At 65.8% G+C, this 23,416-nt stretch carries 18 protein-coding genes; 11 read left to right on the top strand and 7 right to left on the bottom strand.

Annotated features, from left to right (window positions below):
• Positions 1-45: 45 nt before the first annotated feature.
• From FHS47_RS14225 to FHS47_RS14215, 3 genes are read left to right on the top strand one after another with little or no spacing between them, the layout of a single operon-like run.
• Positions 46-1,014, top strand: coding sequence for a YbhN family protein (locus tag FHS47_RS14225; protein ID WP_167029171.1), 969 nt, complete (start codon positions 46-48; stop codon positions 1,012-1,014).
• Positions 1,011-2,150 carry a serine hydrolase gene (locus FHS47_RS14220; protein ID WP_167029168.1) on the top strand — a complete coding sequence of 380 codons (1,140 nt, stop codon included), beginning with the start codon at positions 1,011-1,013 and terminating at the stop codon, positions 2,148-2,150. The genes FHS47_RS14225 and FHS47_RS14220 overlap by 4 nt, the downstream gene beginning before the upstream one ends.
• 59 nt (positions 2,151-2,209) lie before the next feature.
• Entirely contained in the window at positions 2,210-2,686 is a 477-nt protein-coding gene (locus tag FHS47_RS14215) for a T6SS immunity protein Tdi1 domain-containing protein (RefSeq protein WP_167029165.1), read from the top strand.
• Between the two features lie 26 nt (positions 2,687-2,712).
• Here FHS47_RS14215 and FHS47_RS14210 read toward each other — a convergent pair whose 3' ends face one another.
• The 7 genes from FHS47_RS14210 to FHS47_RS14180 all read right to left on the bottom strand — a co-directional run bounded on the left by FHS47_RS14210 (position 2,713) and on the right by FHS47_RS14180 (position 7,138).
• The gene (locus tag FHS47_RS14210; RefSeq protein WP_167029162.1) at positions 2,713-3,012 is read right to left on the bottom strand and encodes a type II toxin-antitoxin system RelE/ParE family toxin; all 300 of its coding nucleotides are present in this window, start codon (positions 3,010-3,012) and stop codon (positions 2,713-2,715) included.
• The gene (locus tag FHS47_RS14205; RefSeq protein ID WP_167029159.1) at positions 3,009-3,284 is read right to left on the bottom strand and encodes a YlcI/YnfO family protein; all 276 of its coding nucleotides are present in this window, start codon (positions 3,282-3,284) and stop codon (positions 3,009-3,011) included. The genes FHS47_RS14210 and FHS47_RS14205 overlap by 4 nt, the downstream gene beginning before the upstream one ends.
• Before the next feature lie 71 nt (positions 3,285-3,355).
• The gene (locus FHS47_RS14200) at positions 3,356-4,630 is read right to left on the bottom strand and encodes an RNA polymerase sigma factor (RefSeq protein WP_167029156.1); all 1,275 of its coding nucleotides are present in this window, start codon (positions 4,628-4,630) and stop codon (positions 3,356-3,358) included.
• Between the two features lie 52 nt (positions 4,631-4,682).
• Entirely contained in the window at positions 4,683-5,447 is a 765-nt protein-coding gene (locus FHS47_RS14195; protein WP_167029153.1) for a YciI family protein, read from the bottom strand.
• Positions 5,448-5,457: 10 nt separating this feature from the next.
• Complete coding sequence (locus tag FHS47_RS14190) at positions 5,458-5,910, bottom strand: VOC family protein (protein ID WP_167029150.1); 453 nt, start codon at positions 5,908-5,910, stop codon at positions 5,458-5,460.
• Positions 5,911-5,943: 33 nt separating this feature from the next.
• The gene (locus FHS47_RS14185) at positions 5,944-6,375 is read right to left on the bottom strand and encodes a YciI family protein (protein WP_167029147.1); all 432 of its coding nucleotides are present in this window, start codon (positions 6,373-6,375) and stop codon (positions 5,944-5,946) included.
• A 112-nt stretch (positions 6,376-6,487) separates the two neighbouring features.
• Positions 6,488-7,138 (bottom strand): HWE histidine kinase domain-containing protein, encoded by a 651-nt coding sequence (locus tag FHS47_RS14180; RefSeq protein WP_167029144.1) that lies wholly within the window; start codon positions 7,136-7,138, stop codon positions 6,488-6,490.
• A 424-nt stretch (positions 7,139-7,562) separates the two neighbouring features.
• On the opposite strand from FHS47_RS14180, the gene FHS47_RS14175 reads away from it, so the two are divergent.
• The 8 genes from FHS47_RS14175 to trbB all read left to right on the top strand — a co-directional run bounded on the left by FHS47_RS14175 (position 7,563) and on the right by trbB (position 23,415).
• Positions 7,563-13,556 (top strand): alpha-2-macroglobulin, encoded by a 5,994-nt coding sequence (locus FHS47_RS14175; RefSeq protein ID WP_167029137.1) that lies wholly within the window; start codon positions 7,563-7,565, stop codon positions 13,554-13,556.
• Positions 13,557-13,617: 61 nt separating this feature from the next.
• The gene (gene pbpC, locus FHS47_RS14170) at positions 13,618-15,984 is read left to right on the top strand and encodes a penicillin-binding protein 1C (RefSeq protein ID WP_167029134.1); all 2,367 of its coding nucleotides are present in this window, start codon (positions 13,618-13,620) and stop codon (positions 15,982-15,984) included.
• A 157-nt stretch (positions 15,985-16,141) separates the two neighbouring features.
• On the top strand, positions 16,142-16,576 hold the full coding sequence (locus FHS47_RS14165) for a VOC family protein (RefSeq protein WP_167029131.1): 435 nt from the start codon (positions 16,142-16,144) through the stop codon (positions 16,574-16,576).
• A 125-nt stretch (positions 16,577-16,701) separates the two neighbouring features.
• Complete coding sequence (locus tag FHS47_RS14160; RefSeq protein ID WP_167029128.1) at positions 16,702-18,093, top strand: sugar porter family MFS transporter; 1,392 nt, start codon at positions 16,702-16,704, stop codon at positions 18,091-18,093.
• 271 nt (positions 18,094-18,364) lie between these two features.
• A complete protein-coding gene (locus FHS47_RS14155) occupies positions 18,365-18,916 on the top strand; it encodes a fimbrial protein (protein WP_167029125.1) in 552 nt (183 codons plus the stop codon).
• A 61-nt stretch (positions 18,917-18,977) separates the two neighbouring features.
• Positions 18,978-19,700 carry a fimbria/pilus periplasmic chaperone gene (locus FHS47_RS14150; RefSeq protein WP_167029122.1) on the top strand — a complete coding sequence of 241 codons (723 nt, stop codon included), beginning with the start codon at positions 18,978-18,980 and terminating at the stop codon, positions 19,698-19,700.
• Complete coding sequence (locus tag FHS47_RS14145) at positions 19,697-22,345, top strand: fimbria/pilus outer membrane usher protein (RefSeq protein ID WP_167029119.1); 2,649 nt, start codon at positions 19,697-19,699, stop codon at positions 22,343-22,345. Before FHS47_RS14150 ends, FHS47_RS14145 begins: the two co-directional genes overlap by 4 nt.
• Positions 22,346-22,446: 101 nt before the next feature.
• Entirely contained in the window at positions 22,447-23,415 is a 969-nt protein-coding gene (trbB, locus tag FHS47_RS14140; protein ID WP_167029116.1) for a P-type conjugative transfer ATPase TrbB, read from the top strand.
• The last annotated feature ends 1 nt before the right edge of the window (position 23,416 follow it).

Raw genomic sequence — 23,416 nt, 5'->3', positions numbered from 1 at the left:
AAGTTTAGGCTTCCCGGCCCGGTCGTGGGATGATTCCCGGCATTCATGACGACACGACAGGCAGGCGCGGCGGTGCTCAGGCAGGACTCGAAGACTTCGAAGGCGATCGTGGCACGGACGGCGAAAATGTTCGTGATGGCCGCGATCGTCGGTGGCGCCGTGTTCCTCCTCCACCGCTATATCGAACGCATGGCCTGGCAGGACGTGCGCGAGGCCATCGACCGCATACCGCGCTGGCACGTGGCGGGCTCCATCGCCGCCACGCTGATCAGCTGGACCTGTCTTACCGCTTACGACGTGTTCGCCGTGGAGACCGTGGTTCCCGGAAAGGTGTCGATGCGGATGAAGATCTTTTCCGGCTTCACCACCCATGCCATCTGCAACGCGCTGGGCTTCCATGCCATCACGGGCACGGCGCTGCGTTACCGGATGCTGTCCACCCAGGGCGTGGGCGCGGCCGATGTCGCGCGCGTGGTGGGGCTGGTCGGCTTCGCGGTCGGCATGGGGTTTGCCTCCGCCGCGTGCCTCGCGCTGATGCTCGAACCGTCCATCGCACGCGGCTGGGGGCGCTGGCCCGGCGTGGCGTTGCTCGTCGCCTTCGTGGTCCTGCTGCGCTGGCTTGCCGGAAAGCACGACGAACTGAAGGTGTGGAAATTCAGCACGCCGGTGCCGTCGGCGCGCTCGGCGGGCACCCAGATAGCGATCGGCGTGGTGGAAATGATCGGCGCCACCGGCGCGATGTACCTGCTGCTACCGACCGAGATCGCCGGCAGCTTCCTCGACTTCGCGCCGATCTACGTGGGCGCGATCCTCGCCGGCATCGTCAGTAACACGCCGGGCGGCATCGGTGCGTTCGAAGCGATCACCCTCGCAGCATTCCCCCAGGAGCAGCGGGCGCAGGTGCTGGCTGCCTTGCTCGCCTATCGCGCGATCTATGGCCTGGGGCCGCTGGCGGTGGCGTCGCTGGCGCTCGCGGCATTCGAGGTGCGGCGCCGGGTGGCCAGCCCCGCATGAAGCACCTGACGATACTGGCCCTGCTGTTCCTGGCGGGCTGTGCGACGACGCATGCCCGGCGCACCGACGTGCTGTTCTGGAACCAGGCGCAGCGCGAAGCATCGTTCCGCGCGATGGAGACACATTACGCAAGCAATGTGGTGCGGCACGGGGTAGCCCACCCGCTGCCGGCCGGAGCGCCGCTCCAGCCCCGGTTCGACGACGGGGGAACGCTCGAAACGTACATGGCCGCTCACCATGTGGCCGGGCTCATGGTGGTGCAGGACGGCCATGTGCGGGTGGAACGCTACGGCCTCGGCGCCGGGCCGTCGACGCGCTGGACCTCATTCTCCGTGGCGAAATCCTTCACCTCGACCCTCGTGGGCGCCGCGCTTCGCGACGGTGCGATCCGCAGCCTCGACGACAAGGTGATCCGATACATTCCCGAACTGGCGGCAGGCGCCTATCGCGACGTCACGGTACGCCAACTCCTCGACATGACATCGGGCGTCCGCTGGAACGAGGATTACGCCGATCCGCATTCCGACGTGGCGATGATGTACGAGGGCACGCGCGAACCGGGCGTGCCGCTGCTCGTGACGTACATGTCGCGCTTGCCGCGGGAATTCGCGCCGGGCGAGCGCTGGGTCTACAAAACCGGCGAAACCGACCTGGCAGGCATCCTCGTCACGCGCGCGACGGGCAAGTCGCTTGCGGCGTACCTGTCGGAAAAGATCTGGAAGCCCTATGGCATGGCGTCGGATGCGCTCTGGCTGAAAGACGATGTGGACGGCACCGAGGCCGGAGGTTCGGGTGTGTCGGCCACTCTGGCCGACTACGCACGCCTCGGCCAGTTCCTGCTCGACGGCGGCGTGGCGGCGGGAAAGCCGGTACTGGCGAACGGCTGGCTCGCCGATGCCACGCGCCGGCACTCCGACATCGGCGTGCCGGGCCGCGGCTATGGATACCAATGGTGGACCTACGACGACGGCAGCTTCGAAGGCATCGGCATCTTCGGCCAGCTGTTGCACGTGGACCCGCGGCGGCACCTCGTCATCGTGCAGCTCGCCGCCTGGCCCGTGGCGACAAGCGACGCGGAAGCCGGCGCGCGCGCGGGCCTTGTCAGGGCGGTGAATCGGGCCGTGGACGGACGGTAGCTGCCGGGCGTCCGTCAAGCACCTAAACTATCGCCTTCCCCCGCAACAGGCGCCCCCCCATGGCCCTCTCCTGGAACGACCTCACCTGCACTCCGGACAAGGAGGCCATCGACGCGCTCGCCGAATCCTGGCGCTGGCGCATCGGGGATGCCTTTACACCGCTTCTGTTCACCGCGCTCGGCGACATGTTCTACGAAGCCGACGAGGGCGGCATCTTCTGGCTCAACACGGGCACGGCCGAGCTGGAACGCGTGGCGGAGAGCGTCGAAGGCTTCAACAACCTGCTGCGCGAGGAGGTTGCCGAGGACTGGCTGCTGCCGTCGCTCGTGGAAGCATTGATCGAGGCCGGCAAGGGCCGCACGGAAGGCGAGTGCTACACGTACGTGACCCTGCCGGTTTTCGCGGAAGGCGAATATTCGGTGGAGAACCTCAATCCGGTGCCGGCGAAGGAGCACTTCGAACTCACCGGCTCCGTGCTGCAACAACTCCAGGACGTGCCCGACGGCACGAACGTGAACATCGACATCACGCATTGAGCGTTCGTGCTGGCTATTCGTGCCGGCTAAAGGAAGTAGTCGTCCTCGCGCTGGTGGCGAAGTGCCAGCAAGGTGACGTGCTCGACGCCGATATGGAACAGCACGACATAGCCGTTGCCGCCGAACGGAACGACGAGCTCGCGGAGGAACGGATCGTCCGCGCCGGCTCGTCGGCAGGTGTAGGGAAATTCCTCGAGGATGCCCACGGCACGAACCAGCGTCTGGATCGCCCGGTCGGCCACGTCCGGGTCTTTCGCAGCGAGAAAATCGGTCAGTCGAAGTAGATCGGCCCGCGCGCCGTCCGTGTAGCGAACCTCGAACTTCATCCCTCTCCCTTTTTCCTCTTGGCGGCAGCGATACGCGCCGCGGCCTCCTTATGTACGTCCGCGGCGGCGTGGTAGCTGCCGGTGCGCTCCGCCTGGGCCAGTGAGGCAAGGCCGCGCGCCAGGAACTCTTTCTGCATGGCGCGTCGTTCCACCGCCTCCGCAACAGCCGTTTCGATGAATGCGGAGAGCGTTTCTTCCTGACCGAGCACCGCTTCCGCTCGCTGACGAAACTCGGGCTCGATACGGATCGAGGGGAAGGTGGCGGTCTTCATGGCGTGTCCTTGCATTGCATTTGCGATGCAAAGCTACCATGGCTGCCGCAGGGATTCCAACCTGGGGAAGGTCAGCTCTGGACGGGCAAGGCGCAGGCTTCGGCGCGGGATTCCAGGAGCCGGCGCTCGCGGTCGTTGCGCGTCATGCCGGCGGCGCGGAGAAAAGCTTCGCGCGCATCCACCGGCCGGCCCAGGCGGAAGAGAAGGTCGCCGTGCACGCTGGGAAGGAGGTGGTAGTCCTTCAACGCGGGCTCGTCGAGAAGCGACTCCACGATGGGCAAGGCCGCTCCCGGTCCTTCCGCCATCGATACCGCCACGGCCCGGTTGAGTTCGACCACCGGGGACGGAAGCACACCCACCAGTTCCGCGTAGAGGGCGGCGATGCGCGGCCAGTCGGTGTCCTCGGCGCGCGCGGCGCGTGCATGGCAGGCGGCAATCGCGGCCTGTAAGGCATAGGGCCCGCGCGCGCCACCCAGTTTTTCCGCCCGCTCCAGCGCCTTCAGGCCTCGGCCGATAAGCAGGCGGTTCCAGCGGCTCCGGTCCTGGTCGAGCAGCAGGATGGGTGCGCCGTCGGCGTCCGTGCGCGCGCCAGTGCGCGATGCCTGGATCTCCATGAGTGCGATCAGGCCGTGCACTTCCGGTTCGGCCGGCATCAGCTCGGCGAGCACGCGGCCCAGGCGCTGGGCCTCTTCGCACAATGCGGGGCGCATCCAGTCGCCACCGGCGGTGGCGGCATAGCCCTCGTTGAAGATGAGGTACAGCACGCGCAGCACCGACGCGAGGCGTTCCTTCAGGGCCTCGCCGCGCGGCACCTCGTAAGCCACCGATTCGGCAGCGAGGCTCCGCTTCGCGCGCACGATGCGCTGGGCCACCGTGGCCTCCGGAAGGATGAAGGCGCGCGCGATCTCGTCGGTAGTGAGGCCGCCCAGAAGGCGCAAGGTGAGCGCCACGCGTGCCTCGATCGACAGCACGGGGTGGCAGGCGGTGAAGATCAACCGCAGCATGTCATCGCCGATGTCGTCGTCGAGCGCGTCGATCAGTTTCTCGTCGTGCGACTCGAGCAGGCCTTCCATGTCCTGGCCCAGCGCTTCGAGCTTGCGTCCGGCCATGCGCTCGCGCCGGATGCGGTCCACTGCGCGATGTTTCGCGGCCTGGGTGAGCCAGGCGCCGGGATTGCGCGGCACGCCGTCGCGCGGCCATTGCTCCAGCGCGGAGACGAGTGCGTCCTGGGCCAGTTCCTCGGCCAGGTCGAGGTCGCGGACCATGCGCGCGATCGTCGCGATCAGCCGCGGCGATTCGATCTTCCAGATCGCGTCGATGGCGCGGTGGGTGTCGTGCGTGGTCATGACCACGCATGACAGCATTCGCCGTCATGCGTGGCAAGCCGCGTTGCGGCAATTACGCGGGGATCAGGTCTTCCATCCGCCACAGCTCGCGGATCTCGAGGCGGGCATCGTCGCCGTCCGGAAATGGAAAGGTTTCCGTCCAGGCAATGACGTCGTCGATGCTGCCCACCCTGAGCACCCAGAAGCCGGCCACCATTTCCTTGATCTCGGCGAAGGGGCCGTCGAGCACCGTCGCCTTGCCTCCGGAAAAGCTGACGCGTTTCGCATGCCGGCTGGAAGACAGGCCGTGGCCGGCGATGAGGAAGCCGGCTTCGTGTCCCGCCCGGTTGGCCTCGCTCATGCGGCCGAGGATCTCCGGACCGGGGTTCCAGTCGGTTTCGCTGCGCTCGTTCGCCTTGAGCATGACGATGTAGCGTGGCTTGGGCGAATCCTCCTCGCTCGGATTGCCGAAACCGGACAACCCCCCGGGACAGCCGATCGGGCGGATTTCTATCTCGGCCTGCCCATTGGCGTCTTCCGCCGGCCAACCCTTCACCCACGCCACGGCCTCTTCCATGGAATCGGCCTCGATGATGGTGAAGCCGGCCACCAGCTCCTTCGTTTCGGCAAAGGGACCATCCACCGTCACCGCCTTGCGCCCCGGAGCGAACGTGACACGCAGCCCGGTGCTGCTCGGCTTCAGCCCTTCGCCGGCCAGCAGCCGGCCCTCGGCCGCCAGCGTGTCGATGTAGTCGCCCATGGCGTCGATCAATTCGCGGCTCGGCTTCACGCCGGCCTCGCTGTCATGGTCCGCCTTGCGGACGATGAGGAACTGCATGGCTCACTCCTTACGGACTGGGTTTGTCGCCTGCGTTGACCATCCACGGCACGCCGAACTTGTCGGTGCACATGCCGAAGCCCTTCGCCCAGAAGGTTTCCTGGAACGGCATCTTCACCTCGCCTCCTTCGGATAGCGCCTCGAAGACCTTGCGGCCCTTCTCGACATCCTCGATGCCGATGGAGATGGAGAGGCCACGGACGGTACCTTCATCCTGCGGGCTGTCCGAGCCCATGAGCATCATCTGGCCGTCGACGGTGAGGTTGACGTGCATGATGCTCTCGTCGAATTTCGCCTTCTGCTCCGGCGTCATCGGGCCACAACCGTTGTCGTCGCCACCCTCCTGTGGGGGCATGTCCTTGTAGCGATGCAATTCGTTGATCTTCCCGCCGAGGGCCTTCTCGTAGAATTTGAATGCTTCTTCGCAGTTACCGTTGAAGAACAGGTAAGGCTGGATATGCATGTGTGGACTCCTTTCGTTTGTTGGGGGTACTTGTTATTGACGGGATGCCAGTTCGGCGCGCAGCCGTTCCTCCTGCGCGCGCGCCTCGGGCGTGAATTCCGCGCCGAAGTCGTCGGCATCGTAGACGCGGCGAATCTCAATTTCTGAGTCGATGCCGCCTTCGAACGGGTTGGGCGCTCGTTTCATCCACTCGATCGCCTCGTCGAGCGAGCGCGCCTGGATCAACCAGAATCCGGCGATGAGCTCGCGGGTTTCCGCGAACGGTCCGTCGATCACCTCGCGGCGATCGCCGAGGAAACGCACGCGGGCCCCGGCGCTGCTAGGGTGCAAGCCCTCGCCTGCCAGCATTACCCCGGCCCGGCACATCTCCTCATTGAAATGGCCCATGGCCGTGAGCAATGCCTCACTCGGCATCTCGCCGGCCTCCGAGGCGGATGTCGCTCTCACCATCACCATGAATCGCATCGTCGTTCTCCTACGCGAAGCCGGGACTCCGGCCTTTCATGGAGACGTCGATTGTGAACCCGTCGGATCGACAAGGGCGACCGACATTTATTCGATGCGTTGCCCGGGAGGGTCAGGCCGGTCGGGCGGGCGCCTCGAAAACGGCCCGAACCCCGTCCGGCTCGAAGCGTACGGCCGCCTCGCCATGCGCCTCGCACGCCAGCGTCCTTTCGATGAACCGGGTGCCGAACCCCCGACGGAGCGGCGGCTTCACCGGCGGGCCGCCGCGCTCCTTCCACTCCAGCCTTACCCGGCCGCCGTCTGTTCGGGAAGAGAAGGTCCAGGCGAGGGTCACCGTGCCGGAGGCTGTTGAAAGAGCCCCGTATTTGCTCGCATTGGTCATCAGTTCGTGCAGTGCCATGGCCACGGCCACGGCGGTTTCGCCGTCCAGCACCAGCGGCGGCCCGGAAAAGCTCACGCGGGCATTGCCCGGGTCGTGCGGTGCGATGGTGGATTCCACCATGCTGAAGAACGCTACGTGCCGGGAGGGCCCAGCCTGCAACAGGTCGTGGGCGCTGGCGAGAGCACGCAAGCGGCTCTCGAAGGCGTCCATCGAGCAGTCGAGGGGACGGTCGCAACGAAAGCTCTGCCGCGCCATGGCCTGCACGACCATGAGGATATTCTTCATCCGATGGTTCAGATCATCGATCACCACCCGTTGGGCGCGTGCCATGTTGCGCAACGTCATCACGTCGTTGAGGGAACTGGTCGCATCGTCGCTCATCGTTTCTACCGTCAGGCCCCTGCGTCCGCCCCCTGATTCCCCGGCGCCGGGCGTTCATGGCGGCAAGGGCGATCCCTGCGCGCCTGCCATTCCGCCCGAAAGCCGAGGGACGTGGCGAAGATAAAGCAAGATAACCACGCGTTACATGACGTTACGCGGTCAGCGTGAGCCACGTCACGCACGAAGTAATTCGGTCTTCTTTTCAGAATATTTCTATTGTGTATTCAGGAGGCAACGGCGCGCGCACTGCCTTTGCTGTGCCAGAATTCCGCCGTCGCTGCGGCATACGTTGCGCACAGCATTGTCCGCAAGGGGATAGGTGGGCCTTAATCCGCCCGTCGCAGTCGCGACGGACGGTCTGCTCGCGTATCCGCAGCGCGCCACGACGCCGTCAACTGGATTGAGGAAAGGAAGGGAAACGACCATGGACTTGCTTCGCTTCATCGCTTTATTGCCGCTGCGCCTCGTCCGCGGCCTTTTCCGGGCACTGGCCTGGGCGTTGCGGCCCCTTTTCGGCAATGTGTCCTGGTCGGCGCCGGCCTGGGTGCCCGCCACCGGCCGCGCGGCGCGCAGCCACCCCCTGAAATTTACCGCGACCGTTGCCGGTGCCCTGCTGCTGGCCGGCGCATGCTGGTTTGGTTGGCACTGGTGGCAGAACCGGCCGCGGCCTGCCGAACCCGAGCGCATCACCTTCGAGGCGCCCGCGCCGCAGATCACCGACTACGCCAATACCCCCATCACGATCCATCCCCTGGTCGTGACCTTCTCGGCCTCGGCGGCAAGGCTGGAATCGCTCGGCAAGCCGGTGACGGACGGCATAGCCATGGACCCGAAGCTGCCCGGCCAGTGGGCCTGGGAAAACGACCGGGTGCTGCGTTTCACCCCGGCGGGCGACTGGCCCGTCGGCCGGAAGGTGAGCGTTCGTTTCGACAAGGCGAAAGTGTTTGCGCCGCAGGCGCTCCTCGCCGACGACCAATTCGCCTTCGAAACCGCGCCGTTCACCGCTCGCGTGGTGAACGGCGAGTTCTACCAGGACCCGCAGGACCCGACCCGCAAGAAAACCATCGTGCAACTCGGGTTCAACTACCCGGTGGACTCGGCGCAACTGGAGAAACGGCTGTCCCTGGAACTGCGCAACGGCAACGAGAAGCGCGGCAGCGATCTCAAGTTCACGGTGACCTACGACGAGCAGCGGCTCAACGCCTTCGTCCATTCGCAGCCGCTGCAACTGCCTCGCGACGACGGATCGGTGGCCCTGAAGCTCGACGACGGCGTCCGTTCCAGCCGTGGCGGCGACGGCACGGAAAAGGAACTGGAAACCTCGGTGCGCGTGCCCGGCCTTTACAGCCTGAAACTCGACGAGGTGTCGGCCACTCTGGTGGACAACGAGCGCTTCGAGCCCGAGCAGGTGGTGGTGATGCAGTTTGGCGGCCCGGTGAGCGACGCCGAGCTGGCGAAGAAACTGCAGGTGTGGGCGCTGCCCATGGACGACCACAAGCACTACGGCGTCGACGCCATCGGCGATGCCGACCTGCGTGACTTCACGCGGCTGAAGCCGGAGATCGTTCCGACGGAAAACGACTGGTCCGAAACGCAGAGCTTCCGTTACCACGCCCAGCCGGGCCAGCGCATCTACGTGCGCGTGGACAAGGGCATGACATCCTTCGGTGGCTACGTGATGCCCAAGGCACGGGCAGACCTGCTCACCGTGCCGGATTATCCCAAACTGCTGCGCTTCATGGCCGACGGTTCCCTGCTGTCGCTGAGCGGCGACCACCGCGTTTCCGTGGTGTCGCGCAACATGCCGGGCATGCGCATCGAGGTCGGACGGGTGCTGCCCGACCAGCTGCAGCACCTCGTTTCGCTCAATTCCGGCACGTACACGAAACCTGAGATGTACAGCTTCACGCCGGATCACATCGTCGACCGTTTCGTGAGCAAGGTGTCCTTCCCGGACGAAGGACCGGGCAAGGCACATTACGAAGGATTCGACCTGGGCAAGTACCTTGCTTCAGGCAAGCGCGGCGTGTTCCTCCTGAAGCTCGCCGGCTTCGACCCGAAGGCCGCCGAGGCCGCACGCGCCGCGCGCGAAAAGGCGGCCCGCGAAGCCGCTGCCCGCGAGGCCGGCGGCGATCCCGATGCGGCGGCCACCGCGGCCGCCGCCGAGGAAGAGAACGACGGCATGATGTACGACGCGCCGCGGGACGAACGCCTCGTCGTCATCACCGACCTGGGCATGATCGCGAAGAAGTCGCTCGACGGCAGCTACGATCTGTTCGTCCAGTCCATCCGCAGCGGCGCCCCGGTTGCCGGTGCTTCGGTGTCCGTCATCGCCAGGAACGGCAGCACGCTGTTCACCCAGGCCACGGACGCCGGCGGAAGTGCGCATTTCGCCAATCTCGCAGGGTTCACGCAGGAGAAGGCACCGGCGATGTTCGTGGTACGCCAGGGCGAGGATCTTTCGTTCCTCCCGATCGGCTCGTACGACCGGTCCCTGGATTTTTCCCGTTTCGACATCGGCGGCGAGCCCAATGCGCACAGCCAGGGCCAGTTGTCGGGGTATCTCTTCTCCGACCGCGGCATCTACCGCCCCGGTGACCTTTTCCACATCGGCATGATCGTGCGGGCCAACAGCTGGACGCGCAGCGTGGCAGGCATGCCGCTCATCGCCGAAGTGGTGGACCCGCGCGGCACCACCGTGCGCCAGGAAACCGTGTCCATGGACACGGCCGGCTTTGCCGAAATGGCATATACGACCGCGGAAACCTCGCCCACGGGCAACTGGACGGTGAACCTCTACATTGCCAAGGACGGCAAGCCGTATTCCCAGATCGGCAGTACCACGGTGCAGGTGAAGGAGTTCCAGCCCGACCGGATGAAGGTGGCCGCGAAGCTTTCCACGACGGTGGCGGAGGGATGGGTGAAGCCCGCGGAGTTGAAGGCGCTGGTGGATGTGCAGAACCTGTTCGGTACACCGGCGGCAAATCGCCGGGTGGAAGGTTCGCTCGTGCTCCGTCCGGCGTTCCCGTCGTTCCCGAGCTATAAGGACTACCGCTTCTACGACATCCGTCGCGCCAAGGAGGGTTTCGAGGAGAAACTGGCCGACGCGAAAACCGACGACAAGGGCCACGCGGAGTTCGCGCTCGATCTCACGCGCTATGCCGACGCCACCTACCAGCTCTACTTCCTCGCCAAGGCGTATGAAGCCGAGGGCGGGCGCAGCGTGGCCGCCGCCACGCAGGGCATGGTGTCTTCCAACGACTGGCTGGTGGGATACAAGTCGGTGGACAACCTGGATTACGTGAGCCGCGATGCGAAGCGCACCGTGAACCTCGTGGCCATCGATCCGGGCGCGAAGCGCATCGAACTGCAGGGCCTGAAACAGGCCATCGTCGAAACGCGCTTCGTGTCGGTCCTGACGAAGCAGGACTCCGGCGTATTCAAGTACGAATCCAAGGCACGCGAGACCACGCTTTCCGAAACGCCGCTCACGATTCCCGCGGCTGGGCTCGACGTGGTGCTGCCGACGGACAAGCCGGGCAACTTCGCGCTGGTGGTGAAGAACGCCGACGGCAAGGAAGTGAACCGCGTGGCATGGTCCGTGGCGGGCGATGGCAACGTTTCACGTTCGCTGGAGCGGAACGCCGAGCTTCAGCTCACCTTGTCCAAGAAGGATTATGCGCCTGGCGAATCGGTGGACGTGGCCATCCGCGCGCCGTACGCCGGCTCCGGGCTCATCACGATCGAGCGCGACAAGGTGTACGCGCACGCGTGGTTCCACGCGGACACGACGAGTTCCGTGCAGCACATCACCGTGCCGGCCGGCTTCGAGGGCAATGGCTACATCAACGTGCAGTATGTGCGCGATCCCTCGTCGGACGAGATCTTCATGAGTCCGCTGTCGTTCGGCGTGGTTCCGTTCTCCGTGAACATGGATGCGCGCCGCGATGCCATCACCGTGGAATCGCCCGCGCTCGTGAAGCCCGGCGACACCGTGACCTTCCACGTCACGTCGCCCACGCCGACCCGCGCAGTGGTGTTCGCGGTGGACGAGGGCATCCTCCAGGTGGCCCGTTACAAGCTGGGCGACCCGCTCCAGTATTTCTTCCGCAAGCGCATGCTGGAGGTCTCCACCTCGCAGATCCTGGATCTCATCATCCCGGATTTCCAGAAGCTGATGGGCATGGCGGCTCCGGGCGGAGATGCCGAGGGCGCGATCGGGCGTCAGCTGAATCCGTTCCGGCGCAAGCGCGACAAGCCGGTGGCGTATTGGTCGGGCATCGTCGACGTCGACGGTTCGCGCGACCTCACCTACAAGGTGCCCGACTACTTCAACGGCAAACTCCGCGTGATGGCGGTGGCCGTTTCGCCCGAGCGCATGGGCACCTTCGAGGGCGCCACCACTGTGCGTGGCGACTTCGTGCTGTCGCCGAACGTACCGACCACGCTGGCGCCCGGCGACGAAGCGGAAATCAGTGTCGGGGTGGCCAACAACCTCACCGGCCTGGGCGGGAAGGACGTGCCGGTGGCCGTCAACCTGAAGCTCGGTCCGCAGTTGCAGATCGTCGGCGACGCCGCGAAAACGCTCAGCCTTGGCGAGATGCGCGAAGGCGTGGCGATCTTCCGGGTCCGCGCCACGGACAAGCTGGGTTCCGGCAACATGACCTTCACCGCGAACTACGGCGGCAAGTCGGCGAAGCAAAGCGTGGACCTCTCGGTGCGGCCCGCCTCGCCGATGCGCACCGACCTGGCATTCGGCCACGTGGATGCGCACTCGCGCGGCGACATCGCCAGCCTTCGCGACATGCACGACGAGTACGCCGTGCGCGACGCGGCGTTCTCCACGGTGCCGGCGGTGCTCGCACGCGGGTTGGCTGCGTACCTCGTGGACTTCCCGCACTACTGCACGGAACAGGTCATCAGCGCGGCGATGCCGGCGCTGGTGTTCGGCGAGCATCCGGAGTTCGGCGACGTGAAGCCGGCGCACATGCAGGACGGCTCGGCACCGCCGGCCGATCCAGTGGCTGCCTTGTTCGACACGCTGCGTGCGCGGCAGAACGGGCAGGGCGGCTTCGGTCTGTGGACGGCCACCCCCGACACGCACACCTTCGCCACCGATTACGCCGTGCATTACCTGGTCGAGGCAAGCGACCGTGGCGTGGCCATACCGCGTGACATGCTCACTTCGGCCGACAATGCATTGCGCCAGATCGCCGCCGACGACTCGGGCGACGCGCTGGCGGACATGCGGCAGCGTGCCTACGCCATCTACCTGCTCACCCGTCAGGGCAACGTCACCACGAACGATCTCGCGTCCGTGCAGCGGCGCCTGCAGGAGGCCTATCCGAAGGAATGGAAGAACGACCTGGCCGCTGCCTGGCTTGCGGCGTCGTACAAGCTGATGCATCAGGACAAGCTGGCCGCCGACCTGATGGCGGGGCCGCGAAAGCTGCTCACGCGTGCACCGGCGGACGAAGCGTACGTTTACTCGGACTACTACGACGCGCCTATTCGCGATGCTTCGGTGCTGTACCTTCTGGCGAAGCATTTCCCCGAAGAGGCCAGGGCGCTTCCGCCGCAGACGGTGGAAAACCTGGTCCGTCCGCTGGGCAAGGGGCATTACAACACCTTGTCGTCCGGCATGATTGTGCTCGCGCTCGACGCCTGGGCGAAGGAAGGCGGCGATCCCGCGAAGCTGTCGATCGGCGCGGTGGCCGCCAACGGCACGGTGACGCCGATCGGCGCGCCCAAGGGCGCCATCCTCGATGCGCATTGGACGGCGGGCACGCAGAGGCTTCGCCTCGTCAACGATGCCGACACCACCGCGTGGTACGGGGTGGCGCAGACCGGCTTCGACCGTAAGCCGTCGACCGATGTGCGCAAGGACGGCCTGGAAATCACCCGCACCTACACGACGCTGGACGGCAAGTCGGTCGACACCGTGAATACGGGCGACGAGGTGAACGTGCATGTTCGCATTCGCGCCACGAAGGACGATGGCGTGGCCGATGTCGCGATCGTGGACCTCCTCCCGGGCGGCTTCGAGCCGGTGCTGGACACGGCGCCCGTGGAGGCGGCGGCGCCCGAGGCCGCGGCGGCGGACGAATCTTCCTCGGAGGAATCGTCCGAGGAGGGCGAAACGGAAGGCAGCGAAAGTCAGGACGACACGCCGGCCTGGCGTTCGCCGGTCGGTCTTCCGGAGTCCACCTGGAAGCCCGAGTACGCGGACGTGCGCGAGGATCGCGTGGTGGTGTACGGCTACGCGAGCCGCGACGTGCAGGAATTCGTCTACCGTATCAAGGCGACCAATGCCGGACGGTTCGTCGTTCCGCCCGCGCTCGCGCAGTCGCTTTACGACCGCACCGTGCAGGCCCGCGCGCCGGGCGGCGGCACGATCACGGTGGAGCGCAAGCCCTGACCGCCCGCCTGTAGGAGCCGCCATGGCGGCTCCTACAGGCGGGCGCCGGTAATCGCATCGCATGAGGTTATTCCTTCCATTCAGGCTTCCCCGCTGGCACAACGCGCTGGCGGCGGTGCTGCTGGTCGCCGGTGTCTTGGTCGGATGTCGTCTCTGGCCGCACGATCCGCTGCGTGCGTCGTTCCCGTCGTCCACGGCGGTCTACGACGCGAACGGGCGGTTGCTGCGCCTCACGCTCGCCAGCGACCAGCAGTATCGACTCTGGGTACCCCTGGAAGATGTGTCGCCGGCGATGGTGAACGCGGTGCTCCTGCATGAGGATCGCTGGTTCCGCTGGCATCCCGGGGTGAGCGCCTGGGGCCTCCTGCGCGGTGCCTGGATGACCTATGTCCGCGGGCGCCATCCGCAGGGCGGATCGACCATCACGATGCAGCTGGCTCGGCTGATGTGGCACCTCGACACACGCAGCCCCCGGGGCAAGCTCGTGCAGGTGGGCCGCGCGTTGCAGCTGGAATTGTTCTATTCCAAGCACGACATCCTGGAGGCCTACCTCAATGCGGCGCCCTTCGGTCGCAACGTGGAGGGGGTTGGAGCCGCCAGCCTCGCGTATTTCGGCAAGGCGCCGTCGCGGCTCAGCCTGCCGGAGGCGCTTACCCTTGCGGTGATTCCGCAGGAGCCCGGCCGCGGCGTACCGGGGCGCATGGACGGCGCGGCGGTGATCGACACGTCGCTGAAGACCTCGCGCGACCGCCTGTTCGCCCGCTGGATAACGCGGCATCCCGAAGATGCCGCCGCGCGTCCTCTCTTCGAACTCCCGTTGCGTCTCAGGCCGTTGTCCCGGTTGCCGTTCGAAGCACCGCACTTCGTCGAGCAAGTACTGGCGGAGCGCCGCATCGACGGCGGCGACGACATGCGCGTTACCACGACTCTCGACCTGGGCCTGCAACACAGCCTGGAAAGACAGGTAAGGCAATACGTGGAGCGTGGGGCCGATCGTGGCATCCGAAACGCGGCGGCGATCCTGGTGGACACGCGAGACATGGGCGTCAAGGCCATGGTCGGCTCGGCCGATTACTTCGACGCCTCCATCCTCGGTCAGGTGAACGGCACACTGGCGAAGCGCTCGCCAGGCTCGACGTTGAAGCCCTTCATCTACGCACTGGGCTTCGATCAGGGGGTGCTGCATCCGGAAACCGTGCTGCGCGATGTGCCGTCCGCCTTCGGCCCGTATACGCCGGAAAACTTCGACGGCCACTTCCTCGGCCCGGTCACGGCCACGCAGGCGCTGGTGCGCAGCCGCAACATCCCCGCCGTGCAGATCGCGGCGAAGCTGGCCTCGCCGAACCTCTACCAGTTCCTGCGCGACGCCGGCATCTCGCGGATGGCCAGCGAACAGCATTACGGCCTGGCCCTCGTGCTCGGCGGTGGCGAAGTGACCATGCAGGAACTGGCCCGGCTGTACGCCATGCTGGCCAACCGCGGCGAGCTTCGGCCGCTTCGCCTTCTCCAGGACGCGCCGAAGGCACGCGGTACGCGCATGCTCAGCGAGGAAGCGAGCTTCATGGTCATGGACATGCTTCGGCAGAATCCGCGCCCCGACGATGCGCTGCCGGCACAACCGTCGCGTCTGCCTGTGTATTGGAAGACCGGCACGTCGTGGAGTTTCCGCGATGCATGGACAGCCGGAAGCTTCGGTCCCTACGTGCTCGTGGTCTGGATCGGCAACTTCGATGGTGCGGGCAATCCCGCCTTCGTCGGCATCGACGCGGCGGCACCGCTGTTCTTCCGTATCGCGGATGCGTTGCGCGCCGAGCGGCCCGGCCTGGCCGAGCCGGTCCGGCGCAATCCACCCAACCTCAGGCGCGTGCCTATCTGCCTCGCCAGTGGCGACCTGCCGAATGCCTGGTGCCCGCAAGTCGGAAGCACCTGGTTCATTCCTGGTAAGTCGCCCATCCGTGTGAGCAATGTGCACCGTCCGGTGGTGGTGGACATCGCCACCGGCAAGCCTGCGTGCCCGCCGTACGATCCTGCGAGGACGCGGGTGGACGTTTACGAGTATTGGCCGTCGGACCTCGCGCGTGTCTTCGCCCAGGCCGGCATGCCGAGGCGCACGCCGCCCGTGCTGCCCGACTGCCAGGGTGGCGGGCAGCCGGCCGGCGATCCGCCCCGGATCACGTCGCCCCTGAAGGGCAGCAGCTACCAGGTCCGCACGTCGCGCCTGGGCAGCGAGCGCATCGCCTTTGTCGCCACGGCCGACGCCGGGTCGCGCACGCTCTACTGGTTCGTCGACGACGCGTACCTGGGCAGCGTCCCGAATGGACAGCCGCTCATGTGGACCCCGGAACACGTGGGGCGCTTCCTCGTGCGCGTGGTGGACGACCAGGGTCGGACCGATTCGAGAACATTGGTTCTCGAAGCACGTCAGTAGGTCAAACCTGTGGGAGCCGGCTTCGCCGGCGATCCCGCGGCAGCGGGCAAGGTCACCGCAAGCACTCATCGCCGCTGAAGCGGCTCCCACACTACCTACGGTATCCACGGCGTGCGTTCCCGGCGTAACGTACGGTTTCCAACGGGAGGGAACTGCCATGAACAGCACGATCATTCCGTGTCTCCGCTACACCCATGCCCTGCAGGCCATCGATTTCCTCTGCAACGCCTTCGGCTTCGAACGGCAGGCCGTGTACACGAATGCGGACGACCCAGGCATCGTCGACCATGCACAGCTCACATACGGCGGCGGCATGATCATGCTGGGCTCAGTGCGGGAGGACACGGCCTTCGGGCGGCACATGGTGCAGCCTGGTGAGGTCGGAGGGAGGGAAACGCAGTGCGCGTGTGTGATCGTGCAAGACGTTCGGGCCCATTACGAGCGTGCACGCAAGGCGGGGGCCGTCATCGTCGATGCATACGAGGAAAAGGAATACGGCGGCGCCGGCTATTCGGCGCGCGATCCAGAGGGCCACCTCTGGTACTTCGGCAGCTATGATCCGTGGGTGCAGGGGGGCGGCGGCGACAACTGAGCGGACGGTCCCTTGACACCCCGGGCGGTCGCCCCGGGCACACGCGTGCCGCCCGGGCGGCGCGTACACAACTTCCATACATGTCACGGCATCCAATGCCGGGATTGCCACGCAAGGAACCGTTGATGGATGCCGCCACGCAGCAAACCCACGCCGCCCACCCCAAGGCGGCCATCGTCACCACCTGTATCCTCGCCGCCCTCGCGGGCCTCATGTTCGGACTCGACGTCGGCGTGATATCCGGCGCCACGCAGTTCATCCAGGCGGAGTTCAAGGTGTCGGACAACGTCATCGAGTGGATCGTCAGCGCGATGATGGGCGGCGCCGCCGTTGGTTCGGTGGGCGCGGGCTGGATGTCGGCCGCACTGGGGCGCAAGCGCTCCCTCATTCTCGCCGGCGTCCTCTTCGTCGCCGGCTCGATCTTTTGCGCCGTGGCGGGAACGCCCACCATTCTGATCGTGGCGCGCTTCGTGCTAGGCCTCGCCATCGGCATCGCGGCATTCACCGCGCCGCTTTATCTTGCGGAAGTGGCGCCGGAGAAGATTCGCGGTGCGATGATCTCCACCTACCAGCTGATGATCACCACCGGCATCTTCCTTGCCTTCCTCTCCGACACGGCCTTCAGCGCCAGCGGCAACTGGCGCTGGATGCTCGGCGTCATCGCCGCACCGGGCGTGCTGTTCCTCATCGGCCTCTTCTTCCTTCCGGACAGCCCGCGCTGGCTGCTGCTGGTGGGGCGGCGGCACGACGCGGAAACGGTGCTGACCAAGCTGCGCGGCGACGAGGACACGGTGCGGCGCGAAATCGCCGACATCGACGAACAGCTCAAGACCCGCCAGCACGGCTGGAGCATGTTCCGCGAGAATCCGAACTTCCGTCGTTCGGTGGGACTTGGTGTCCTTCTACAGGTGGTGCAGCAATTCACCGGTATCAACGTGGTGATGTACTACGCACCGCGCATCTTCAAGGAAATGGGTTACGACACCCACGCCCAGATGGTGTTCACCGCGGTGGTGGGCCTCACCAACATGCTGGCGACGCTCATCGCCCTCGGCTTCGTCGATCGCTGGGGCCGCAAGCCCATTCTCTACGCCGGTTTCGCCATGATGACCGTGGGCCTCGGTGCCGTCGGCACCATGATGTCGCTCGGTATCGCCACGCGCGTCGAGCAGCTGTTCACCGTCGGCATGCTGCTGTTCTTCATCGTGGGCTTCGCGATGTCCGCCGGTCCGCTGATCTGGACGCTGTGCGCGGAAGTGCAGCCGCTCAAGGGCCGCGACTTCGGTATCGCCTGCTCCACGTTCACCAACTGGATCACCAACATGGTGGTGGGCGCCACCTTCCTCAGCCTGCTGAGCGGCTTTGGCAATGCGAACACGTTCTGGCTCTATGCCGGACTGAACGCCGTTTTCATCGTCGTCACCTTCTGGCTGGTTCCGGAAACGAAGAACGTGAGCCTCGAGCAGATCGAGCGCAATCTCATGAGCGGCAAGGCATTGCGCAAGATCGGACAATAGATCGCGGGCGCGCGATAGCACGGCGGGTGCCGGTCTGTCATGAGAACGGCGCCCCATGTTTTACAAAGTGCGAGGCTCTTCGGACTTCCGAAAGGAAGTCCGATTTTTGAGCAATCTTCCATATGGCTTGTAGGCCAAATCCGACAAAATCCTTGTCGCTCGCGTAGACGAGCACTCGGCTGCGTGAGCACGGGGAAAGGCCCCGTGCCTCCCTACGGCCGACGACCCACCCTGGGTCGTTGCTTCTCTAGAACGTAACAAGGTTAATCGGATGAACCTCAAGGCAATCACATCGGCCCTGCTCATCGCAGGGCTGGCGGCTCCGGCCGCCTTCGCTTCCACCGGCACGATCACGTTCACCGGTTCCATCAGCAATGTCACCTGCACCGTCAGCGGCGGCGAGCCCGGCACGGGTAACCCCGACTTCACCGTGCCCATCGAAGGCGTAAACGCCGGCGATTTCCCGAGCGTGGGCAGTCACGCCGGCACCACCGGCTTCCGCATTTACGTGGGCAAGGCAGGCGAAGCGACCTGCACGAACGGCACCCAGGTATGGGCCGCGTTCGAGCCGGGTTCCACGGTCGACCCGCTGACCGGCGCGCTTGTCACCACCGGCGCCGCACAGGGCGTGCAGATCCGTCTGTTCAACAAGAACGGCGATCCCATCGACGTCTGGAGCCCGAACCAGAACGTGATCAAGGAAACGGTTGCGGACAATCAGGCCGTGATCGCCCACTCCGCGGCTTTCGAACGCACCGGCAACATCACCGCCGGTGACGCAAACAGCTCGGTCGTGTACTCGATCCGCTACGAGGCACCGTAAGCAAAAGATCGGCCGCCGGCATGCCGGCGGCCGAACTCCCTCGCCAAGGAATATCCGAACCATGCAAGGAACGATCCGCAAAGCGGGGCGCGGGACCTGTGTTGCCGTCGTCGCGCTGGCAGCCGCTGGCGCGGCGCAGGCCACTGTCGTGATGAACTCGACGCGCTATGTCTATACCGCCGACGCGAAGGAGATCACGGTCAAGGTGAGCAATGTCGGCAAGCTGCCGGCGCTCACGCAGGCCTGGATCGATAACGGCGACGCGAAAGCCACGCCTGAACATGTGGACGTGCCGTTCAACCTCACGCCGCCGATCGCGCGCGTGGAGGCCGGCAAGTCGCAGACCTTGCGCATCTCCTATACGGGGGCACCGCTTCCAGCGGATCGCGAATCGCTGTTCTGGGTGAATGTGCTGGAGGTGCCGCCGAAGCCGGTGGCAAGCGACACGAACAAGATCCAGCTCGCCTTCCGCTATCGCCTGAAGATGTTCTATCGCCCCGCAGGCCTTGCCGGTTCGGCCGACGCGGCCCCCGAGAAGCTGGCGTGGCGGCTCGCCGCGGGGGGCGACCTCACCATCAGCAATCCAACCCCGTACCACATCACGCTCAACGAAGTGCGCGTGAACGGCATCGAGGTGGAACCGTTCTCGGTCCCGCCGCTCGGCACGGTGACGGCGAAGCCGGCGCAGGCCGTCACGCCAGGCGTGGACACGCGCGTCGCCTACAAGAGCATCAACGATTACGGCGGCTTCGTGCCGCACAGCAAGACGGTCGAAGGTCCATGATCCCTCCAATACGACCTCGTTCGCGGCTCGTCCGGCGGCCGCTGGCCGTGGCGCTTGCCCTGCTGGCGCCAGCCATGGCCGAAGCCGTGGCCATCGGTCCGGCGCTGCCCGATCCGTCGCCCGAGCCATCGGCGCCACAGGCTGCCTTCAATGCCGATTTCATTCACTCCACGGGTGGTGCGGTGGACCTCTCGCGCTTCGAGCGCGGCAATGTCACCCTGGCGGGTATCTACAGACCCGATGTGCAGGTGAATGGCGAACGGATTTCCGGCAACCGGGAAATCGCGTTCCGCCAGGTGGCGGGCAGCGAGAGCGCACAGCCTTGCCTCGATCGCACCATGCTGCTTCGATTCGGCCTGGATACGGAAAAACTGGCGGCACGTACGGCCGACGAAGCAGCCGTGCGTCCCCTGGACGACACGCCCTTTTGCGGCAACCTCGCAAGCTACGTTCCCGGGGCGACGATGGACTTCGACGATGCGGAGCAGATCCTTCGCATCACCATCCCGCAGGCCTTCCTCGTCTCTCGCGCACGCGGTTACGTCAGTCCCGAATTCTGGGATCAGGGGGAGCAGGCGGCCATGCTCAACTACAACGCCAACACCTTCCAGGTGCGTCGCGACGGCCGGCGGTCGACGGAAAGCTTCGTGGGCATCAACGCGGGCGCCAACCTCGGCGGCTGGCGCTTCCGTCACGCAGGCTCGCTGTCGCTGGGCCACGGCGACAGCCGCTGGCGTAACACGCTCGTGTACGCGCAGCACGACCTCACCGACGCCAAGGCTCAGCTCACGGTCGGCGAGGCATACACGAGCGGCGACATCCTCGACAGTGTGCGTCTGCGCGGGGTCAGCATCGTCAGCGATCCACGCATGCTGCCGGCATCGCAGCGCGGCTATGCACCTGTCATCCGCGGCGTGGCGGAAAGCAACGCCCAGGTAACCGTGCGCCAGAACGGCTACGTGATCCACAGCACGACCGTGGCGCCCGGTGCCTTTGAGATCGACGACCTCTACCCCACGGGCTATGGCAGCGACCTGGAAGTCACCATCACGGAAGCGGATGGCCGCACGAAGCAACTACTTGTTCCTTACACCTCCGTGCCGCAGATGCTGCGCGAAGGCATGACACGGTTCGGTGTCTGGGCGGGCCAGGTGGACGAAAACAGCGTTTCGGAAACGCCGTTCGTCGCCCAGGGAACACTGCAGTACGGCGTGACCAACCACACCACGCTCTACCTCGGTGGAACGGCCTCCAACAGCTACACCTCGGGCCTCATGGGTGCAGCGTTCAACCTCCCCTTCGGTGCGGTGGCGTTCGACGTGACCGGGTCGCGGGCCGCATTCCGCCATGACGGTATCCTGCGTGGGGTAAGCACGCGACTGCGTTGGTCGCGCTCGGTCGCGGCCACCGGCACGACGTTCGGTGTCGCCGCCCAGCGCTTCTCGACGCGCGATTACCTTGGCGTGGTGGATGCGGCGGCACGCCGAAGCCGCCGGCGTCGCGGTTTGCCCGAGGACGGGCTAGGCGGTGAGCGAAGCCGCTTCGATGCCAATATTGGGCAGGCGCTGGGCAACGGTCAGCTTTCGTTGACCGGATCGGTAGTGGACTATTGGCGAAGCAGATCGCGCAGCGTCGATTACACCATAGGCTATGCCAACAGCTGGCGCTCGCTGTCGTACAACCTCTCCGTGCAGCGATCGCGTATCGGCGACGTGTTCGCGCGTACCGGCGTGCAGGGGCAGCGGGCCGTCACGGACACCACGGTGTACCTCTCCTTCTCCATGCCCCTGGGGACGACACCGGCCGCACCCTCGGCAGGTATCTCGTACAGCCGGAACGACAGCGGCAACAGCGCCTTGCAGGCACGCCTGAACGGCAGGCTGGCCGGCAACGACGACCTCCTTTACACGCTCGCCGCCACGCGGTCGGAGGGGAATGGCAGCATCGCTTCGAACAACGGCAGCGCCAGTCTTGCCTACCGCACACATGCCGGCACGTACCGCGCGGCCGTGGGTCGCGGCAGCCGCGGCAGTACGCAATATTCGCTGGCGGCCACGGGCGCCATCGTCGCCCATCGCGACGGCGTCACGCTTGCCCAGGAACTCGGGGAAACCAATGCCATCGTGCATGCACCCGGCGCGGCCGGGGCACGCATCGAAAGCCACGCAGGCGTTCGCCTCGACAGCCGTGGCAACGCCGTGGTCCGCGGCCTGATGCCATACCAGCTCAACACCGTATCGATCGACCCCCGCGGGTCGTCGCACGACGTGGAACTGGAAAGCACCAGCGAGTCGACGGCACCGCGTGCGGGTGCGTTCGCCCGCCTGGATTACCGTACATCGGTGGCGCAGGCCATGCTGATTCAGGCCATACGCCAGGACGGCAAACCCCTTCCATTCGGTGCTTCCGTCCTCGACGCCGACGGGCAGACGGTGGGCGTGGTTGGCCAGGGCAGCAAGATATTTGCACGCGGCGCACTCGCCGGCGCGCACTTGACCGTCAGCTGGGGCGATGGCGAGGGCGAAAGCTGTCACATTGTCATCCCCGCGACGATCGACGAACTGGAAACGCAGGGTCTGCACCGGTCGCTGTCGACCCCATGCTCGCCCGTCGCAGAAGGACCCGCCATGAAAAAGGCCGCCTGAAGAAGCACGCAGCATTGCGGGCCGCGGAGGCGCCCGCCGGCATCCGGCAACGATAGCGACCATGAGGGTCGCGTCGCCGCCACACGAAAAACGAACCAACTATGGATTCCGGACAAACCGGCGGGCACACCGCGGTCGTGAGAGAGCGCGCGCGTGAAAAGCTCATGCGCGATCTCGGCGACACCTTCATGAACGCATTCAACGATCCCACCACCGTGGAAATCATGCTGAATGCCGACAACCGTTTATGGCAGGAGCGGCTGGGCGAAGGCATGCGCTGCATTGGCACGATGCGGCCGAGCCAGTCCGAGGCCGTGATCAAGACCACGGCCGGGTATTACGGAAAGGAGATCACGCGCGCCAACCCCGTTCTGGAGTCGGAATTTCCCCTGGACGGCTCGCGCTTCGCGGCTCAGCTGCCGCCGATCGTCAGCGGCCCCACGTTCGCCCTGCGCAAGAAGGCCGTCGCCATCTTCGGGCTCGCCGACTACGTGGCGGGCGGAACGATGAGTGAGGCCCACCGCCGTGTACTGCTTAACGCCATCCAGGCGCACCGGAACATCCTCGTCACCGGCGGCACCGGATCGGGAAAGACCACGCTGATCAACGCCATCATTCGCGAGATGGTGGAGGCCGACGCCAACGAGCGGGTCTTCATCATCGAGGACACCGGCGAAATCCAGTGCGCCGCGGACAACTTCGTCCAGTACCGCACGTCGTTCGACGTGGGAATGACTCAGCTCCTGCGCACGTCCCTGCGCATGCGCCCGGACCGCATTCTGGTGGGTGAAGTGCGCGGACCTGAAGCGCTGGATCTGCTCATGGCATGGAACACCGGCCATGAAGGCGGTGCCGCGACGCTGCACGCGAACGACGCGCGCGCCGGCCTCTCCCGCCTGGCGATGCTCATCAGCATGCACCGCGACGCACCGCGCCCCATCGAGCCGCTGATCGCCGAAGCGGTGCACCTGCTCGTCCACATCACGCGTACCCCCAGCGGCCGTCGCGTCCAGGAAATCGTAGCCGTCGAGGGGTACGAGGATGGGCGTTATGTGTTGCGAAATCTCTAGA

It is taken from the genome of Luteibacter sp. SG786 (genome assembly GCF_011759605.1).
Taxonomy (GTDB): Bacteria; Pseudomonadota; Gammaproteobacteria; order Xanthomonadales; family Rhodanobacteraceae; genus Luteibacter.
This window is presented reverse-complemented; position numbering and strand designations above follow the sequence as displayed.

What these genes read in the sequence shown, in the direction of transcription:
- FHS47_RS14190 (WP_167029150.1), bottom strand. Translation starts at nt 5,910, where the DNA reads ATGCATATCCAGCCTTACCTGTTCTTCAACGGTAACTGCGAAGAAGCA.
- FHS47_RS14150 (WP_167029122.1), top strand. Translation starts at nt 18,978, where the DNA reads ATGCAAGGAACGATCCGCAAAGCGGGGCGCGGGACCTGTGTTGCCGTC.
- FHS47_RS14225 (WP_167029171.1), top strand. Translation starts at nt 46, where the DNA reads ATGACGACACGACAGGCAGGCGCGGCGGTGCTCAGGCAGGACTCGAAG.
- FHS47_RS14210 (WP_167029162.1), bottom strand. Translation starts at nt 3,012, where the DNA reads ATGAAGTTCGAGGTTCGCTACACGGACGGCGCGCGGGCCGATCTACTT.
- trbB (WP_167029116.1), top strand. Translation starts at nt 22,447, where the DNA reads ATGGATTCCGGACAAACCGGCGGGCACACCGCGGTCGTGAGAGAGCGC.
- FHS47_RS14165 (WP_167029131.1), top strand. Translation starts at nt 16,142, where the DNA reads ATGAACAGCACGATCATTCCGTGTCTCCGCTACACCCATGCCCTGCAG.
- FHS47_RS14220 (WP_167029168.1), top strand. Translation starts at nt 1,011, where the DNA reads ATGAAGCACCTGACGATACTGGCCCTGCTGTTCCTGGCGGGCTGTGCG.
- FHS47_RS14195 (WP_167029153.1), bottom strand. Translation starts at nt 5,447, where the DNA reads ATGCAGTTCCTCATCGTCCGCAAGGCGGACCATGACAGCGAGGCCGGC.
- FHS47_RS14215 (WP_167029165.1), top strand. Translation starts at nt 2,210, where the DNA reads ATGGCCCTCTCCTGGAACGACCTCACCTGCACTCCGGACAAGGAGGCC.
- FHS47_RS14145 (WP_167029119.1), top strand. Translation starts at nt 19,697, where the DNA reads ATGATCCCTCCAATACGACCTCGTTCGCGGCTCGTCCGGCGGCCGCTG.
- FHS47_RS14185 (WP_167029147.1), bottom strand. Translation starts at nt 6,375, where the DNA reads ATGCGATTCATGGTGATGGTGAGAGCGACATCCGCCTCGGAGGCCGGC.
- FHS47_RS14180 (WP_167029144.1), bottom strand. Translation starts at nt 7,138, where the DNA reads ATGAGCGACGATGCGACCAGTTCCCTCAACGACGTGATGACGTTGCGC.
- FHS47_RS14205 (WP_167029159.1), bottom strand. Translation starts at nt 3,284, where the DNA reads ATGAAGACCGCCACCTTCCCCTCGATCCGTATCGAGCCCGAGTTTCGT.
- pbpC (WP_167029134.1), top strand. Translation starts at nt 13,618, where the DNA reads ATGAGGTTATTCCTTCCATTCAGGCTTCCCCGCTGGCACAACGCGCTG.
- FHS47_RS14155 (WP_167029125.1), top strand. Translation starts at nt 18,365, where the DNA reads ATGAACCTCAAGGCAATCACATCGGCCCTGCTCATCGCAGGGCTGGCG.
- FHS47_RS14160 (WP_167029128.1), top strand. Translation starts at nt 16,702, where the DNA reads ATGGATGCCGCCACGCAGCAAACCCACGCCGCCCACCCCAAGGCGGCC.
- FHS47_RS14200 (WP_167029156.1), bottom strand. Translation starts at nt 4,630, where the DNA reads ATGACCACGCACGACACCCACCGCGCCATCGACGCGATCTGGAAGATC.
- FHS47_RS14175 (WP_167029137.1), top strand. Translation starts at nt 7,563, where the DNA reads ATGGACTTGCTTCGCTTCATCGCTTTATTGCCGCTGCGCCTCGTCCGC.